We start from the raw sequence: 14,435 nt of genomic DNA, 5'->3' as shown, positions 1-14,435 counted from the left end.
GCGGACCAGCCCTCATTTATAACATGGCGGATCCTGTATAGCACCCACCCAAAACGTGACGCAGGTCGCGGAAGCAATACTAAAGCACTCCAACCACGCAATATCGCGAAGCTCAGACGTGATATTTTGGCGACAGTTCTAATACCGCCTCGATCATCGCGCGCGCATGCTCCGGGTCAACTCTGGGCGTGATACCGTGGCCGAGATTGAACACGTGCCCGGATCCCGTGCCAAAGGATTCCAGTATCGCCGCGACTTCAGCGCGTATGCGCTCCGGGCTGGCGTAGAGCACCGCTGGATCCAGGTTGCCCTGCAGAGCGACTTTGCCGCCGACGCGCGCGCGGGCGCTGCCGATATCCGTGGTCCAGTCCAGGCCGAGCGCAGAGGCGCCACTGTCCGCCATGGCCTCCAACCACTGACCACCGCCCTTGGTAAACAGTATCGCCGGTACCGGGCGCCCGTCCGCCTCCTTGATCAGCCCTTGCAGGATGCGCGCCATGTATTGCAGCGAGAATTCACGGTAGGCAGCGTGACTCAGCGCCCCGCCCCAGGTATCGAAGATCTGCACTGCCTGGGCCCCGGCGCGGATCTGCGCGTTCAGGTAGTCGGTTACCGAATCGGCGAGCACCGTCAGCAACTGATGCATCAGCTCCGGGCGGTTGTAGAGCATCTCCTTGCAGCGGGCGAAGTCGCGGCTGGAGCCGCCCTCGACCATATAGGTCGCCAGTGTCCAGGGACTGCCCGAGAAGCCGATCAGCGGCACACGCCCATTCAATTCACGGCGGATGGTGCTGACCGCATTCATCACATAGTCGAGGTCCCGCTCGCTGTTCACCACCTGCAGGGCCTCGATTTCCGCGGCACTGCGCAGTGGCTTGCGGAATTTGGGCCCCTCGCCCTCTTCAAAATAAAGCCCCAGGCCCATCGCATCGGGAATCGTCAGGATATCGGAGAACAGAATGGCCGCATCCAGCGGATAGCGCTCCAGCGGCTGCAGTGTCACCTCGCAGGCCAGTTCGGTGTTGCGACACAGGTCCATAAAGCTGCCCGCCTCGGCGCGGCTGGCGCGGTATTCGGGCAGGTAGCGACCGGCCTGGCGCATCATCCATACCGGCGTGCGGTCCACGGGCTGGCGCAGCAGGGCGCGCAGGAAGCGGTCGTTTTTCAGTTCGGAGGGCTTGGCTTCGGACATGATCTGTAAAACTGGCTGGCTAAAAAGGCGGCTATTGTACAGAGAGCGGGGAAGCTAAGACAGGGGAGCGGCGTCTAGATCAGAATAAAGAAACAAGCGCGAAGGCGCTGCTGTCGGGATTCGCTTGCGGGACTGTCGGCGAGAGGGACCTCGCCGACAAGCCTACAGGGATGTATTTACGGCGTGTCCCGCAAGCAAAAGCCGGCGGCAGGGCCGCCACTGTGCCAACTACCTACACCGCGGAGCTGGAGCTCCGCGGTCTCAGGATCAAACATCAAGGTAGTCGAGGATACCCTCCGCGGCCTGGCGCCCCTCCCAGATGGCGGTGACCACCAGATCGGAACCGCGCACCATATCGCCGCCGGCGAACACCTTGGCATTGCTGGTCTGGAACTTGAATTGCTGCCTTTCCGGCGCGACGACACCGCCCCAGTCAGCCACCTCGATATCGTGCTCGCCGAACCACTCCGCCGGGCTGGGGCGGAAGCCGAAGGCCACCAGCACGATATCCGCCGGGATGATCTCCTCCGAGCCCGGCACCACCTGCGGGCGGCGGCGGCCGTTTTCGTCCGGCTCGCCGAGCTGGGTGGTGACCACCTTCACGCCACTCACCTTCCCGTCGCCGACGATCTCCACCGGCTGGCGGTTGAACAGGAACCTGACGCCCTCTTCCTTCGCATTGGCCACCTCACGGCGGGAGCCCGGCATATTTTCCTCGTCGCGGCGGTAGGCGCAGGTGACACTCTTGGCACCGAGACGGATCGAACTGCGGTTGCAGTCCATCGCGGTATCACCGCCGCCGAGTACCACTACGCGCTTGCCTTCGACGGAAATGAACTCTTCCGGGTTCTTTTCCCAGCCCATATTGCGGTTCACGTTTGCCACCAGGAACGGCAGTGCATCGTGAACGCCGGGGAGCTCTTCACCAGGGAAGCCGCCTTTCATATAGTTGTAGGTGCCCATGCCCATAAACACCGCATCGTATTCTTCAAGCAGCTGCTCGAAACTGATGTCCCTGCCGATCTCGGTATTCAGGCAGAACTCCACCCCCATGTCGGTAAAGATCTCGCGACGCTTCTGCATCACTGACTTTTCCAGCTTGAACTCCGGGATACCGAACGTGATCAGGCCGCCTATCTCCGGGTACTTGTCGAACACCACCGGCTGCACGCCGTTGCGCACCAGCACGTCGGCACAGCCGAGACCGGCGGGGCCCGCGCCGATCACTGCCACGCGCTTGTCAGTCTTCTCCACATGGCTCAGATCCGGGCGCCAGCCGAGGGCGAAGGCGGTGTCGGTGATATATTTTTCCGCGCTGCCGATGGTCACGGCACCGAAGCCGTCGTTCAGCGTGCAGGCCCCCTCGCACAGCCGATCCTGCGGGCAGACGCGGCCGCAGACTTCCGGCAGCGTATTGGTCTGGTGACAGAGCTCCGCCGCCTCCATGATGTTGCCGTCGGTCACCAGCTTCAGCCAGTTGGGGATATAGTTGTGCACCGGGCAGCCGGTCTCGCAGTAGGGGTTGCCGCAGTCCAGGCAGCGGTGCGCCTGGCTCGCCACCTGGCGCTCACTGAACGGCTGGTAGATCTCCACGAACTCGTTGGTGCGGGTGATGATGTCTTTTTTCGGCGGGTCCATACGGCCCACATCGATAAACTGGAAGTCGTTGCTCAGTCTCTCTTTCATAAACTTCTCTCCACCCTTCCCTTACTCGCCGCGCTTGCGCACATCGGACAGCAGGCCGGCGAGGCTCGCCGCCTTGGGTTTGACCAGCCAGAACTTGCTCAGGTAGTCATCGAAGTTGTCCAGCAACTCCGCCCCCCATTCACTGCCGGTTTCCGCGGCATACTCTTCGATCACCTCGCGCAGGTGGCTCTGGTAAGGCTCCAGGGTTTCACTGCTGATGCGGCGCAGCTCGATCAACTCGTGATTGCACTTGTCAAAGAAATTGCGCTTCAGGTCCAGCACGTAGGCGAAGCCACCGGTCATGCCGGCACCGAAGTTGTAGCCGGTGTTGCCGAGCACCGCGACCATGCCGCCGGTCATATATTCGCAGCAGTGATCACCGGCCCCTTCCACCACCGCGAAGGCACCGGAGTTGCGCACGCCGAAGCGTTCACCGGCACGGCCCGCCGCAAACAGCTTGCCGCCAGTGGCGCCGTACAGGCAGGTGTTGCCGATAATGCTGGTCTCCTGCGACGCAAAGGCGCTGTTCTGCGGCGGGCGTATCACCAACTTGCCGCCGGCCATGCCCTTGCCGACATAGTCGTTGGCATCGCCTTCCAGATACATTTCCAGGCCGCCGGCATTCCAGACACCGAAGGACTGCCCGGCCACACCTTGCAGGTGCAGCTTCACCGGCGCGTCGACCATGCCCTGGTTGCCGTGGCGTTTTGCGATCTCGCCAGACAGGCGCGCGCCGATGGATCGATCGCAGTTGGTCACGCGGTAGCTGTAATCGCCGCCGGACAGGCTTTCGATTGCCGGCAGTATTTCCACCACCATGCGCTCCGCCAGTTCACCCTTGTCCCAGGGCTCGTTCTTCGGCAGCTGGCAGGTCTGCGGCTTGCTGTCCAGCAGCGCATCGGTGTGCAGCAGCGGTGACAGATCCAGCTTCTGCTGTTTGTCGGTCTCGCCGCCGAGTACCTGTAGCAGGTCCACGCGGCCCACCAGCTCCTCGATGGAAGCCACCCCGAGACGCGCCATCCACTCGCGGGTCTCCTCGGCGACGAAGCGGAAGAAGTTCATCGCCATCTCCGCGGTACCGATGTAGTGCTCGTCACGCAGATCCTTGTTCTGGGTGGCGACGCCGGTGGCGCAGTTGTTCAGGTGGCAGATGCGCAGGTACTTGCAGCCGAGTGCCACCATCGGCGCGGTGCCGAAGCCGAAGCTCTCGGCGCCGAGAATCGCCGCTTTGACCACATCCAGACCGGTCTTGAGTCCGCCGTCGGTCTGCACCCGCACCTTGCCGCGCAGGTCGTTGGCGCGCAGCGTCTGGTGGGTTTCCGCCAGGCCCAGCTCCCACGGCGAACCGGCATAGCGGATCGAGGTGATCGGGCTGGCCGCAGTGCCGCCGTCATAGCCGGAGATGGTAATCAGATCCGCATAGGCCTTGGCCACACCGGCGGCGATAGTGCCGACGCCGGGGCGCGAAACCAGTTTCACCGACACCAGCGCGTCCGGATTCACCTGCTTGAGATCGTAGATCAGCTGCGCCAGGTCCTCGATCGAGTAGATGTCGTGGTGCGGCGGCGGCGAGATCAGGGTCACGCCGGGCACCGAGTAGCGCAGGCGCGCGATCAGGTCGTTGACCTTGCCACCCGGCAGCTGACCGCCCTCGCCCGGCTTGGCGCCCTGGGCGATCTTGATCTGCAGTACCTCGGCGTTGACCAGATAGTGCGGCGTCACGCCGAAACGGCCCGATGCCACCTGTTTGATCTTGGATACCTTGTCGGTGCCGAAACGCGCCGGGTCCTCACCACCCTCGCCGCTGTTGGAGCGGCCGCCGAGGCGGTTCATCGCCTGGGCCAGGGATTCGTGGGCCTCCGGCGACAGGGCGCCGAGGGACATGGCGGCGGAGTCGAAGCGCCGCAGGATGCTCTCGGTCGGCTCCACTTGCTCCAGCGGAATCGGCGCGACGCCGTCTTTGAAATCCAGCAGGTCGCGCAGAGTTGCCACGGGGCGGCGGTTCACCAGTTCGGAGTAGTCGCGCCAGGCCGAATAGTCGCCGGTGCGCGCGGCGCGGCGCAGTGTATCCACTACCTCCGGGTTAAAGGTGTGGTACTCCTGCCCGTAGACAAACTTGTGCAGCCCACCCGGGGAGACCGGCTTGCGCGGCTTCCACGCGAGACCCGCGCGCACCGCCATATCCTGCTGCAATTCGGCAAAACCGGCGCCCTGAATGCGACTGGGCGCGCCGGGGAAACAGAGATCCACGACTTCCTGCGCCAAGCCCACCAGCTCAAACAGCAGCGCCCCGCGGTAGGAGGCAACGGTGGAAATACCCATCTTGGACAGGATTTTCAGCAGCCCCTTGATGATGCCGTTGCGGTAGTTCTTCTGTGCCTCGGCAGCATCGAGCAGCAGCTCGCCGGTGTCGATCAGGTGGTTAATGATGCTGTAGGAGAAATAGGGGTGCACCGCCGTCGCCCCCACGCCCACCAGGCAGGCCAGCTGGTGTGCGTCGCGGGCGCTGGCGGTATCGACCACGACGTTGGAATCACAGCGCAGGCCGGCGTGTACCAGGTGGTGATGCACCGCGCCAGTGGCCAGCAGCGCATCGATCGGCAGTCGCTCCTCGCGGATATTGCGGTCGGACAGCACCACGATCACAGTGCCGGCGCGCACCGAGGCTTCGACATCGGCACAGAGCTTTTCCAACGCGCCTTTGAGGTCCAGCTGCGCCGGGTCATAGTTGAGATCAAAAATCTTAGCTTCAAAGCCGGGTCGATCCAGCTCGAGCAGCGCCGTGTACTTCATGTGCGACAGCACCGGCGACGACAGGATCACGCGGTCGGCGTGTTCCGGTGTCTCTTCGAACACGGACTTCTCGCGGCCGAGGCAGGTTTCCAGCGACATCACCACTGTCTCCCGCAGCGGGTCGATCGGCGGGTTGGTCACCTGGGCAAACTGCTGGCGGAAGTAGTCGTACAGGGAGCGATTTTGTCGCGACAGTACCGCCATCGGCGTGTCGTCGCCCATCGAGCCCACCGCTTCCTGGCCGGCCTCAGCCATCGGCCGCACGACTTTGTCGCGCTCTTCGAGCGAGGAGCTGAACAGCTTCTGGTAGACCTTGAACTGCTCGTAGGAGAAATTGTTGTCCACCGGTGCGGTAACCAGTGTGGAGCGGATGCGACGCGCCTTTTCTTTCAGCCAACGCTTGTAGGGCTGGGAGCGCTTCAGCATGTTGTCGATTTCGGCGGTGTGATGCAGCTTGCCGTCGCGGGTATCCACGGACAGCATCTGCCCCGGCCCCAGGCGGCCCTTGGCCACCACATCTTCCGGCGCATAGTCGTAAACGCCAACCTCCGAGGCGACGGTGATCACGTCATCTTTGGTAATGACCCAGCGCGACGGACGCAGACCGTTGCGGTCGAGCGTACATACGGCGTAGCGGCCATCGGTCATTACCAGACCGGCGGGACCGTCCCACGGCTCCATATGCATGGAAATGTATTCATAGAAGGCGCGCAGGTCCGCATCCATATCCTCGACATTCTGCCAGGCCGGCGGCACCAGCATGCGCACCGCACGGTGCAGCTCCATACCGCCAGCTGTCAGCATTTCCAGCATGTTGTCGAGGCTGGATGAGTCTGATCCCTCGCGATTCACCAGCGGCGCCAGTTCGGCCAGCTCCGGGATCAGCTCGGTAGAGAATTTGCCCGTGCGCGCCACCGACCAGTTGCGGTTGCCGGTAATCGTATTGATCTCACCGTTGTGCGCCAGCAGGCGAAACGGTTGCGCCAGCGGCCAGCGCGGCATGGTATTGGTGGAAAAGCGCTGGTGGAATACACAGATGGCAGTCTCCAGGCGCGGATCCGCCAGGTCCGGGAAGAATTTCGGCAGATCGGCGGGGATCATCAGCCCCTTGTAGGACAGCACGCTGGTGGACAGGCTGGCGATGTAGACATCACCTGTCAGCTGTTGCTCCGCCTTGCGGCGGGCGACATAAAGGCGCGCGTTGAACTTGGCTTCACCCAGCGGCTGCTCTGAGTCGTTGATCAGCAGGTGCTCGAAGCGCGGCAGGGATTCCCGCGCGATGGGGCCAAGACAATCCGGGTTGTTTGGTACCGGGCGCCAGCCTGCCACCCGCAGGCCCTGCGCTTCGAGTTCGCGCGTAAGGATGTCCCGGGCGGCCTGCGCCGCCGCGTCGTCCAGCGGCAGCATGATCGCACCCACGGCGTAGGCATCTGTCAGCTCGACACCGAGCAGGTCGCGGGCTTCGGCGCGCAGGAAGGTGTCCGGTTTCTGCAGCAACAGACCGCAGCCGTCACCGGTCTTGCCGTCGGCAGCGATGCCGCCCCGGTGTGTCATGCAGGTCAGGGACTCGATGGCCGTCTGTACCAGCTTGTGACTGGTCGCGCCTTTCAGGTGCGCAATCAGGCCAAATCCGCAGTTGTCCTTGAACTCATCCAACCGATACAGACCGCTACCCATAGAATTCCTCATCGTTATCGTTGGGGGGACACGGCACGAGCCTTTCGCTGCGCCCTGGATTGGGGCGGGCGTCGTCGCGATGGGTCGCGCCTACCCGTACCCCAGACAAAAAAAGCCCGCATGCGGGGCTTTTTTTGTTTTTCTTGGCTTTGTGACCCCGTCGGTTTTTCCGAGGGGGCGCGCAATATTACTTGTGCCCCCCTGTAATTGCAAGATTTGACAGATAGATCGTCTGCCAAAACGCGCCAAAACCGACTTATCTTCTTTCGACGATCAGAACCGTTATTTCGTCCTCAGGTTTAGCGGATCCAAGTGTGATCCATCACGTCGCACCGCAAGTCTGCAGCGCCTGCTCAATCAGCTCCCGGGGCGTGTCATCGATGATCTGCGCATCGCCCAGCGCCCGCAACAGGACCAGGCGCAGGCGACCATCCATCACCTTCTTGTCGACCGCCATTGCATCGAGAAATGCCTCTGTGGTCATGCCCTGCGGCGCCGCCGTTGGCAGGCGCGCGGCTTCCAGCAGAGCCCGGACGCGTTCGACCAGCCCCGCCTCGATGCTCCCGCGCAAGTGTGACAACTCTGCCGCCATCACCATGCCGGCGGCCACCGCCTCGCCGTGCAGCCAGTTGCCGTATCCCTGCACCGCTTCGATCGCGTGGCCGAACGTATGACCGAAGTTGAGGATGGCCCGGCGACCGGACTCGCGCTCGTCTTCGGCCACCACGGCGGCCTTGTCGCGACAACTGCGGTCGACGGCATAAGCCAGTGCCTGCGGATCCCGCGCCATCAGGCGGGAGATGTTGTCCTCCAGCCAGCAAAAAAATGGCTCGTCACAGATCAGGCCGTACTTGATTACCTCGGCGATGCCGGCAGAGAACTCCCGCTCGGGGAGAGTGGCCAGCGTATCCATGTCGGCGATGACAACCCGCGGCTGATAGAAGGCGCCGATCATGTTCTTGCCGAGCGGGTGATTGACGCCGGTCTTGCCACCAACGGAGGAATCCACCTGCGCGAGCAGTGTGGTGGGAATCTGGACGAAATCGACACCGCGCTGATAGCAGGCCGCCGCAAAACCGGTCATGTCACCGACTACTCCGCCACCGAGTGCGATCAGCGTGGTGCTGCGATTGTGCCGCCGCTCGAGCAGCAGATCGAAAATACGATTGACGGTATCGAGCGTCTTGAAGGCCTCGCCATCGGGCAGCTCGATGGTGTCGACCTTGTCAAATTCCGACAAGGCTTCGAGCACGCGTGACAAATACAGCGGCGCGACCGTTTCGTTGGTCACCACACAGACCTGCTTGCCGCGGATATAGGGCAGCAGGTGTTGCGCGTCGCCCAGGAGCTGGGAACCGATGATGATGGGATAGCTGCGCTCTCCCAATTCCACATTAAGGCAGTGCACGAGATCCTCCATGCTGGCCAGTGATATGCGATGCGCGCGCGACCCAGCAGGTGCTGCGCGAACCGAAGCGCACTTTAGCACACAGTCGCGGCGCGATTATTGGGAGGTGGCGTCCTGGGACAGGCGCTCGGCGACCATCAGGGCAGCCTGCTTGGGAGTGCAGTGATCGGTATCGCAGATAATATCGGCAACTTCGCGGTACAGCGGATCGCGCTGCTGCACCAGTTCAATAATGCGCGCACGCGGATCGGCGACATTCAGCAGCGGGCGGTTAGCGTTTTTTGACGTGCGCTCGAGCAATTGTTCGGTGCTTGCCTGCAGATAAACCACCAGCCCGTAAGTCCTCAACAGCTGGCGATTCTCCTCCATCAGCACGATGCCGCCACCGGTAGCGATTACCTGGGTCGGCCCGTGGCAGAGATCCCGCAACACCTCGCTCTCACGCCGGCGGAAGCCGGCCTCCCCCTCGACATCAAAAATCCAGGGAATATCGGCACCGGTGCGCTCTTCGAGTACCTTGTCGGAATCGGCAAATGGCAGCTGCAACTGCGCTGCCAGCAACTTGCCGATAGTGGACTTGCCGGCCCCCATCGGGCCGACAAGGAAGATGGAACGACTGATCACTTACCGTAGTAGATCTCTTCGTCCATGATGCGCGGTGTAATGAACATCAACAGCTCGCGCTTGTCGTCATTGCGGACGGTATTCTTGAACAGATTGCCGATATAGGGGATATCGCCTAGCAGCGGAATCTTCGTCTCCCCTTCGATCACCTGGCTCTCAAAAATGCCGCCCAGCACGATCGTCTCACCGTTGCGTACCAGTACCTTGGTCTGTAGAGCGTTAATGTTGATCGCAGGTATCTGGCTACCGGTGGCCAGGTCGGTAAACAGCTCACCGACACTGTTCTGCTCGATATTCAGCGCCATAATAATGTTGTTATCCGGCGTGATCTGCGGGATCACATTCAGCTCGAGCACGGCTTCGCGGAAGGTCACGGACGCAGCACCGGAGGAGGTGGCCTCCAGATAGGGAATCTCCACGCCGGACTGGATGGTTGCCTCCTGCTTGTCGCCGGTCACCACCTTCGGCTGGGAGACGATTTCCGCCTTGCCCACGTCCTCCAGGGCGGACAGTTCCAGCCCGAGGTACAGGTTATCTTTCAGGATCGCGTAGGCAATACTGCCCGCCGGATTGGCCACGCCCAGATCCACCAGCAGCGGATCGTGGATACTTACCGGGGAGGACACGCTAGGCCCGGTGGCGCCGTCGCCGATGACAGATGAACTGTCCTGCATACCAGAGCCGATGCCGATCTTGTCATCATCGACCTGATGGCTCTCGGTGTAGTTCCAGCGAACCCCCAGCTCCCGCGCGAAGTCGGTATTGGCATTGACGATACGCGCCTCGATCATCACCTGGCGGATCGGGATATCGATAGCCTCGATCAGCTCGCGGAACTGGGCAATCTTTTCCTCGGTATCTGTCAGGATAATCGTGTTGGTGCGTTCGTCGACGATAGCGCTGCCACGTGCGGACAAAATACTGCGCTCGTTCTGATCCTGGCGGCCGCCGGCAAAACTACCCTGGCCGGCACCGCCGCCACCCTGCTGACCGGAAAACAGGCTGAACAGCTCGCGGGCGTCGGCATAGCGCACGTGAATGTATTCGGTGCGCAGTGGCGCCAGCTCTTCCAGTTGCTTGCGGGTTTCCAGCTCCTGGCGTTCGCGCTCGGCGATCTCCGCTGCCGGCGCCACCATGATCACATTGCCCTCCTGGCGTTTATCCAGGCCCTTGGCCTTCAGGATCAGCTCCAGGGCCTGGTCCCAGGGCACGCCATCGAGGCGCAGGGTAATGCGACCCTGTACGGTGTCGCTGGCGACCAGGTTCAGGTCGGTAAAGTCGGCGATCAGCTGCAGCACCGAGCGCACTTCAATGTCCTGGAAATTCAACGACAGCTTTTCACCGGAGAACTGGAATTCTTTCTGCTTTTCGCGTACTTGCGCAACGGACATGGGCTTCACGCTCAACACGTATTCATTGTCCGCCTGGTAGGCCAGATAGTCGTAGTCGGTGCCGGCAGGGTCGACCGCTATGACCGTATTGCGCCCATCGTAATCGACGGTGATGGACTTAACCGGAGTGGCGAAGTCGGTAACATCCAGGCGCTGGCGCAGGGATTCGGGCAGCTCGGCACCGAGGAAGGTCAGGTAAATCTTGCCCTTGGTGCGCTCAACGTCGATATTTACAGCCGGGTCGGTCAGTCTGACAATCACCTTGCCTTCGCCGCCATCGCCGCGGCGAAAATCTACGTTACTGATCCCCACGCTGCCGGCCGCGCGGAACTGCTTTTGCCCGCCCAGATTCAAACCCTTTTCGTGAGAAGTTTTCGCGGGGGCGGCGGCAACGGAAGCGGTGGTTGCTGAATCGGCGCCGATTTCCAGCACTACCTGGTTGCCCTTGCGCTCACTGGTATAAACCGGCAGCTGATCGAGGTTGACGATCAGGCGGGTGCGATCCTCGCTGGACACTACCACCGCACTGCGGGCGCCACCAATGCCAAGGGAGTATTTCTTCTGCGGCAGCGCGCTCTCGACGCCGGCAAAGTCCATTACGATCCGGGCCGGCTGCTCGATCGTATAGCCGGTCGGCTCCGGCGGGACGTCACTGAAAGTGAGCCGCAACTGTACGCGGCTGCCCGGCAGCTCGGAAAACTGGATGTCATTCAGCTGATTGGCCTGTGCCTGCAATACCCCGGGCATCAATGCCAGACCCAGCAACAAAACCCAAATGGGAGCCATTACTTTGGCGAGTTGCTTGTTGATCATTATTGGTTGTCCTTCTCTTCCAAAGTCAGCGCCCGCGGCCGCTCAATCCAGCCACCGGTGCCATCCGGTACGATTTCCAAAACGTCTAGCTGCGCGGAGTTGGCGTTGACCACCCGCCCGTGATTCTTGCCCACATAGTTGCCGATGGTAATCCGGTGAATGCCGCCATCGCCGTCGTCAATCAGCGCCCACAGCTGACCGCCACGTGAGAGGGTGCCGACCATGGACAGCGCATCGAAATTGTACCCTTCCAGCAGCTCGCGCTGGCGGTTCAGGTCGGGCGCCACGTCCAGCCGTCGCCCTACCAGACGCTGGTCGGATTCGAGTACCGGACGGCTAAACGGACTGCGCAAAGCCGCGGCGCTGTAGACATAGGGGCTATAAGGAGTGAACGTGGGAATCGGCTCTATCTGCCCTTTGGGCTTGTGCTTAACCGCGGCCATCTTCTGGCGCAGGTCACTGTGACCGCCATCGAGACTGCAGCCGCCGAGGGCCAGTAGAGCGGATACTAGGGCTATATATCGGATCATCCCTCTTCCCCCTGCTCCTTGTAGCGGTACGTCTTCGCATTGATCACCATATTGAGCAGTGCACCGCCGTCTTTGCTGTTTTCGATATTGAAGTCGTGAAGCGTGACGATTCTCGGCATGCCAGCAATACCACTCACAAATGCGCCAAATTCGTGATAGCCGCCCTGCACCTCAATACGAATGGGCAGCTCCACATAGAACTCGCCAACCTGCTCTGCTTCCAATGCGACCTTCTGAATCGTCAGTCCGCTGCCGCGACCAAATTCATCAATATCCTCAAGCAGGCCGGGCACTTCGGTGTCTTTGGGTAACTGCTTCAGTAGCGTGCCGAAGGTCTCTTCCATTTCCGCGAGCTGTTCGCGGTAAGCATCGAGGTTAGCCGCCTCAAACGATTTTTTCTCGAACTGTGTAAACAGCTCTTTTTCCTTATTGGCGGCAAATTCCAGCTGCTGATAGCGGTCGCTGATCAGAAAGTAATAACCACCACCGATCAAAGCGGCAGCGATCACAATCAGCAAAACGATACGGCCGGCAAGCGGCCAAACCCCAACACGGGAGAAATCGATATCGTTAATATCGAGTTCATTCAGTTTCTTGAGCGTATCCTCCAGAGCCATGGTCAGGATCCTTTATTAGCCGCGGCAACGCCCGCATCTTCTTGCTCTTCTTTCTTGCGCCCGCTGACATTAACTGTCATCTGGAAGGCACTGGCCTGCTCGCCAAACTCCGGCTTCGCAGTCACGCCGGTGAGATTCGGAGATTCGTACCATTCGGATTGGTCCAGGTTGCGCATGAAAGAAGAAACGCGATTATTGGACTCCGCCACACCCGCGATTTCCATGCTTTTGCCGCTGCGCTTCAGATTAGTCAGCCACAGCCCCTCAGGGGCCGAGCGCACCATTTCGTCGAAATAGCGCACCGCCAGCGGGCGGTTACCCTGCAGCTCCTGGATAACGCGCATGCGGTCAATCAGCTCCTGGCGACGCTTCTTCAGATCTTTGATTTCCCGCACCTGTTTATCGAGCGCTGCGATCTCCGTCTGCAGAATTTGATTGCGCTCGTTCTGATTGGCGATCTGGCCGTCAACCGTCTTCATCCACAAAAAGGTGGAAAAAGCGGCGGCGATCACCACCAGCACCGCAACCTGTTGAAACTCTTTTTGCTTCTGCGCACGGTACTCCTGGCGCCATGGCAAGAGGTTAATCTTGGCCATATCAGTACTCCTTCTCGCGCATCGCCAGACCCGCGGCAATCATCAGGGACGGCGCCTCGCTGGCCAGCGCCTGGCGGTTGACCCGCGAAGCTACCGCCATATCCAGGAACGGATTGGCAACGACCGTGGGCTTGTTGAGTTTCTGACTGACCAGGTCCGCCAGTCCGTCCATCGCCGCGACACCACCGCCAAGCAGTATGTAATCGACGTCGCTGTATGAGGTGGATGAGTAGAAGAATTGCAGCGAGCGAGTCACCTGCTGGACTACTGCGTCACGGAAGGGCTCCAGGACCTCCGGGTAGTAATCATCCGGCAGTCCACTACCACCCTGGCGCTTGGCCAGCCCGGCCTCTTCGGCAGACAGGCCGTAGCGACGCTGAATCTCATCAGTCAGCTGGCGGCCACCGAACAACTGCTCACGGGTGTACACGGTCTTGCCGTCCACCAGCACCGACAGCGCGCTCATGGTGGCACCGATATCGATGACCGCCACGACCAACTGCTCCTGGGGCGGAAACTGACGCTCCAGCAGAGTGTAAGCGCGCTCTATGGCGTAGGCCTCCACATCCACAATGGTGGCTTGCAGGTCGGCGTCACCGAGTGCGGACACTCGCTGTTCAATATTCTCGCTACGACAAGCTGCCAGCAGCACTTCCACCTGGCCCTCCCCCTTCTCCGACGGGCCCTGGACCTCGAAATCCAGGTTCACTTCGTCCAGCGGGTAGGGAATGTACTGATCGGCTTCCAGCGCTATCTGCGCTTCCAGAGCGTCTTCGGAGAGATCGGCGGGCATTTCCAGGGTCTTAGTAATCACCGCCGACCCGGACACGGCGACCGCGGCCTGCCGCAGGCGCGTCTTGGAGCGGCGCACCACCTTGCGAATGGCCTCGGCGGTAGCACCCACATCATTGATATTCTTGTCCACAACCGCATTCGGAGGCAGGGGCTCCACGGCGTAACATTCGACCCGGTATTTGTCGCCATTGCGACTTAGCTCCAGCAACTTTACGGCCGTAGAGCTAATATCGAGTCCCAGCATGGCCTTAGGGCCTTTGTTGAGAAAAGGGAGCATCCCCATTTTTCTTATCTTTTCCGTGGGTTATGAGGT

General features: G+C 61.1%; 10 protein-coding genes. All 10 read right to left on the bottom strand.

The features are described 5' to 3' along the window. Nucleotides 1-112 precede the first annotated feature (112 nt). The 10 genes from hemE to BLW36_RS11710 all read right to left on the bottom strand — a co-directional run bounded on the left by hemE (nt 113) and on the right by BLW36_RS11710 (nt 14,405). The gene (gene hemE / locus BLW36_RS11755) at nt 113-1,192 is read right to left on the bottom strand and encodes a uroporphyrinogen decarboxylase (RefSeq protein WP_091388480.1); all 1,080 of its coding nucleotides are present in this window, start codon (nt 1,190-1,192) and stop codon (nt 113-115) included. A gap of 267 nt (nt 1,193-1,459) precedes the next feature. Beyond that, entirely contained in the window at nt 1,460-2,878 is a 1,419-nt protein-coding gene (locus BLW36_RS11750; RefSeq protein ID WP_091388479.1) for an FAD-dependent oxidoreductase, read from the bottom strand. A gap of 21 nt (nt 2,879-2,899) precedes the next feature. Then, nucleotides 2,900-7,348 carry a glutamate synthase large subunit gene (gene gltB / locus BLW36_RS11745; RefSeq protein WP_091388476.1) on the bottom strand — a complete coding sequence of 1,483 codons (4,449 nt, stop codon included), beginning with the start codon at nt 7,346-7,348 and terminating at the stop codon, nt 2,900-2,902. A gap of 322 nt (nt 7,349-7,670) precedes the next feature. Further along, nucleotides 7,671-8,756, bottom strand: a complete 1,086-nt coding sequence (gene aroB / locus BLW36_RS11740; RefSeq protein ID WP_091388474.1) for a 3-dehydroquinate synthase — start codon at nt 8,754-8,756, stop codon at nt 7,671-7,673. 96 nt (nt 8,757-8,852) lie between these two features. Next, nucleotides 8,853-9,377, bottom strand: coding sequence for a shikimate kinase AroK (gene aroK / locus BLW36_RS11735; protein ID WP_211567197.1), 525 nt, complete (start codon nt 9,375-9,377; stop codon nt 8,853-8,855). Beyond that, the gene (locus BLW36_RS11730; protein ID WP_091388470.1) at nt 9,377-11,584 is read right to left on the bottom strand and encodes a type IV pilus secretin PilQ; all 2,208 of its coding nucleotides are present in this window, start codon (nt 11,582-11,584) and stop codon (nt 9,377-9,379) included. The genes aroK and BLW36_RS11730 overlap by 1 nt, the downstream gene beginning before the upstream one ends. After that, on the bottom strand, nt 11,584-12,114 hold the full coding sequence (locus tag BLW36_RS11725) for a pilus assembly protein PilP (protein ID WP_091388469.1): 531 nt from the start codon (nt 12,112-12,114) through the stop codon (nt 11,584-11,586). The genes BLW36_RS11730 and BLW36_RS11725 overlap by 1 nt, the downstream gene beginning before the upstream one ends. Continuing rightward, the gene (locus BLW36_RS11720) at nt 12,111-12,731 is read right to left on the bottom strand and encodes a type IV pilus inner membrane component PilO (RefSeq protein ID WP_091388467.1); all 621 of its coding nucleotides are present in this window, start codon (nt 12,729-12,731) and stop codon (nt 12,111-12,113) included. Before BLW36_RS11720 ends, BLW36_RS11725 begins: the two co-directional genes overlap by 4 nt. 2 nt (nt 12,732-12,733) lie before the next feature. After that, on the bottom strand, nt 12,734-13,327 hold the full coding sequence (locus BLW36_RS11715) for a PilN domain-containing protein (protein WP_091388465.1): 594 nt from the start codon (nt 13,325-13,327) through the stop codon (nt 12,734-12,736). Between the two features lies 1 nt (nt 13,328). Next, nucleotides 13,329-14,405 carry a pilus assembly protein PilM gene (locus tag BLW36_RS11710; RefSeq protein ID WP_091388463.1) on the bottom strand — a complete coding sequence of 359 codons (1,077 nt, stop codon included), beginning with the start codon at nt 14,403-14,405 and terminating at the stop codon, nt 13,329-13,331. Nucleotides 14,406-14,435: the final 30 nt, after the last annotated feature.

This window comes from Microbulbifer marinus (assembly GCF_900107725.1).
GTDB lineage: Bacteria > Pseudomonadota > Gammaproteobacteria > Pseudomonadales > Cellvibrionaceae > Microbulbifer > Microbulbifer marinus.
Note: the sequence above shows the minus strand (reverse complement) of the source record. Positions and strands in the feature narration are given on the sequence as shown.

What these genes read in the sequence shown, in the direction of transcription:
- hemE (WP_091388480.1), bottom strand. Translation starts at nt 1,192, where the DNA reads ATGTCCGAAGCCAAGCCCTCCGAACTGAAAAACGACCGCTTCCTGCGC.
- BLW36_RS11750 (WP_091388479.1), bottom strand. Translation starts at nt 2,878, where the DNA reads ATGAAAGAGAGACTGAGCAACGACTTCCAGTTTATCGATGTGGGCCGT.
- gltB (WP_091388476.1), bottom strand. Translation starts at nt 7,348, where the DNA reads ATGGGTAGCGGTCTGTATCGGTTGGATGAGTTCAAGGACAACTGCGGA.
- BLW36_RS11730 (WP_091388470.1), bottom strand. Translation starts at nt 11,584, where the DNA reads ATGATCAACAAGCAACTCGCCAAAGTAATGGCTCCCATTTGGGTTTTG.
- BLW36_RS11725 (WP_091388469.1), bottom strand. Translation starts at nt 12,114, where the DNA reads ATGATCCGATATATAGCCCTAGTATCCGCTCTACTGGCCCTCGGCGGC.
- BLW36_RS11720 (WP_091388467.1), bottom strand. Translation starts at nt 12,731, where the DNA reads ATGGCTCTGGAGGATACGCTCAAGAAACTGAATGAACTCGATATTAAC.
- BLW36_RS11715 (WP_091388465.1), bottom strand. Translation starts at nt 13,327, where the DNA reads ATGGCCAAGATTAACCTCTTGCCATGGCGCCAGGAGTACCGTGCGCAG.
- BLW36_RS11710 (WP_091388463.1), bottom strand. Translation starts at nt 14,405, where the DNA reads ATGGGGATGCTCCCTTTTCTCAACAAAGGCCCTAAGGCCATGCTGGGA.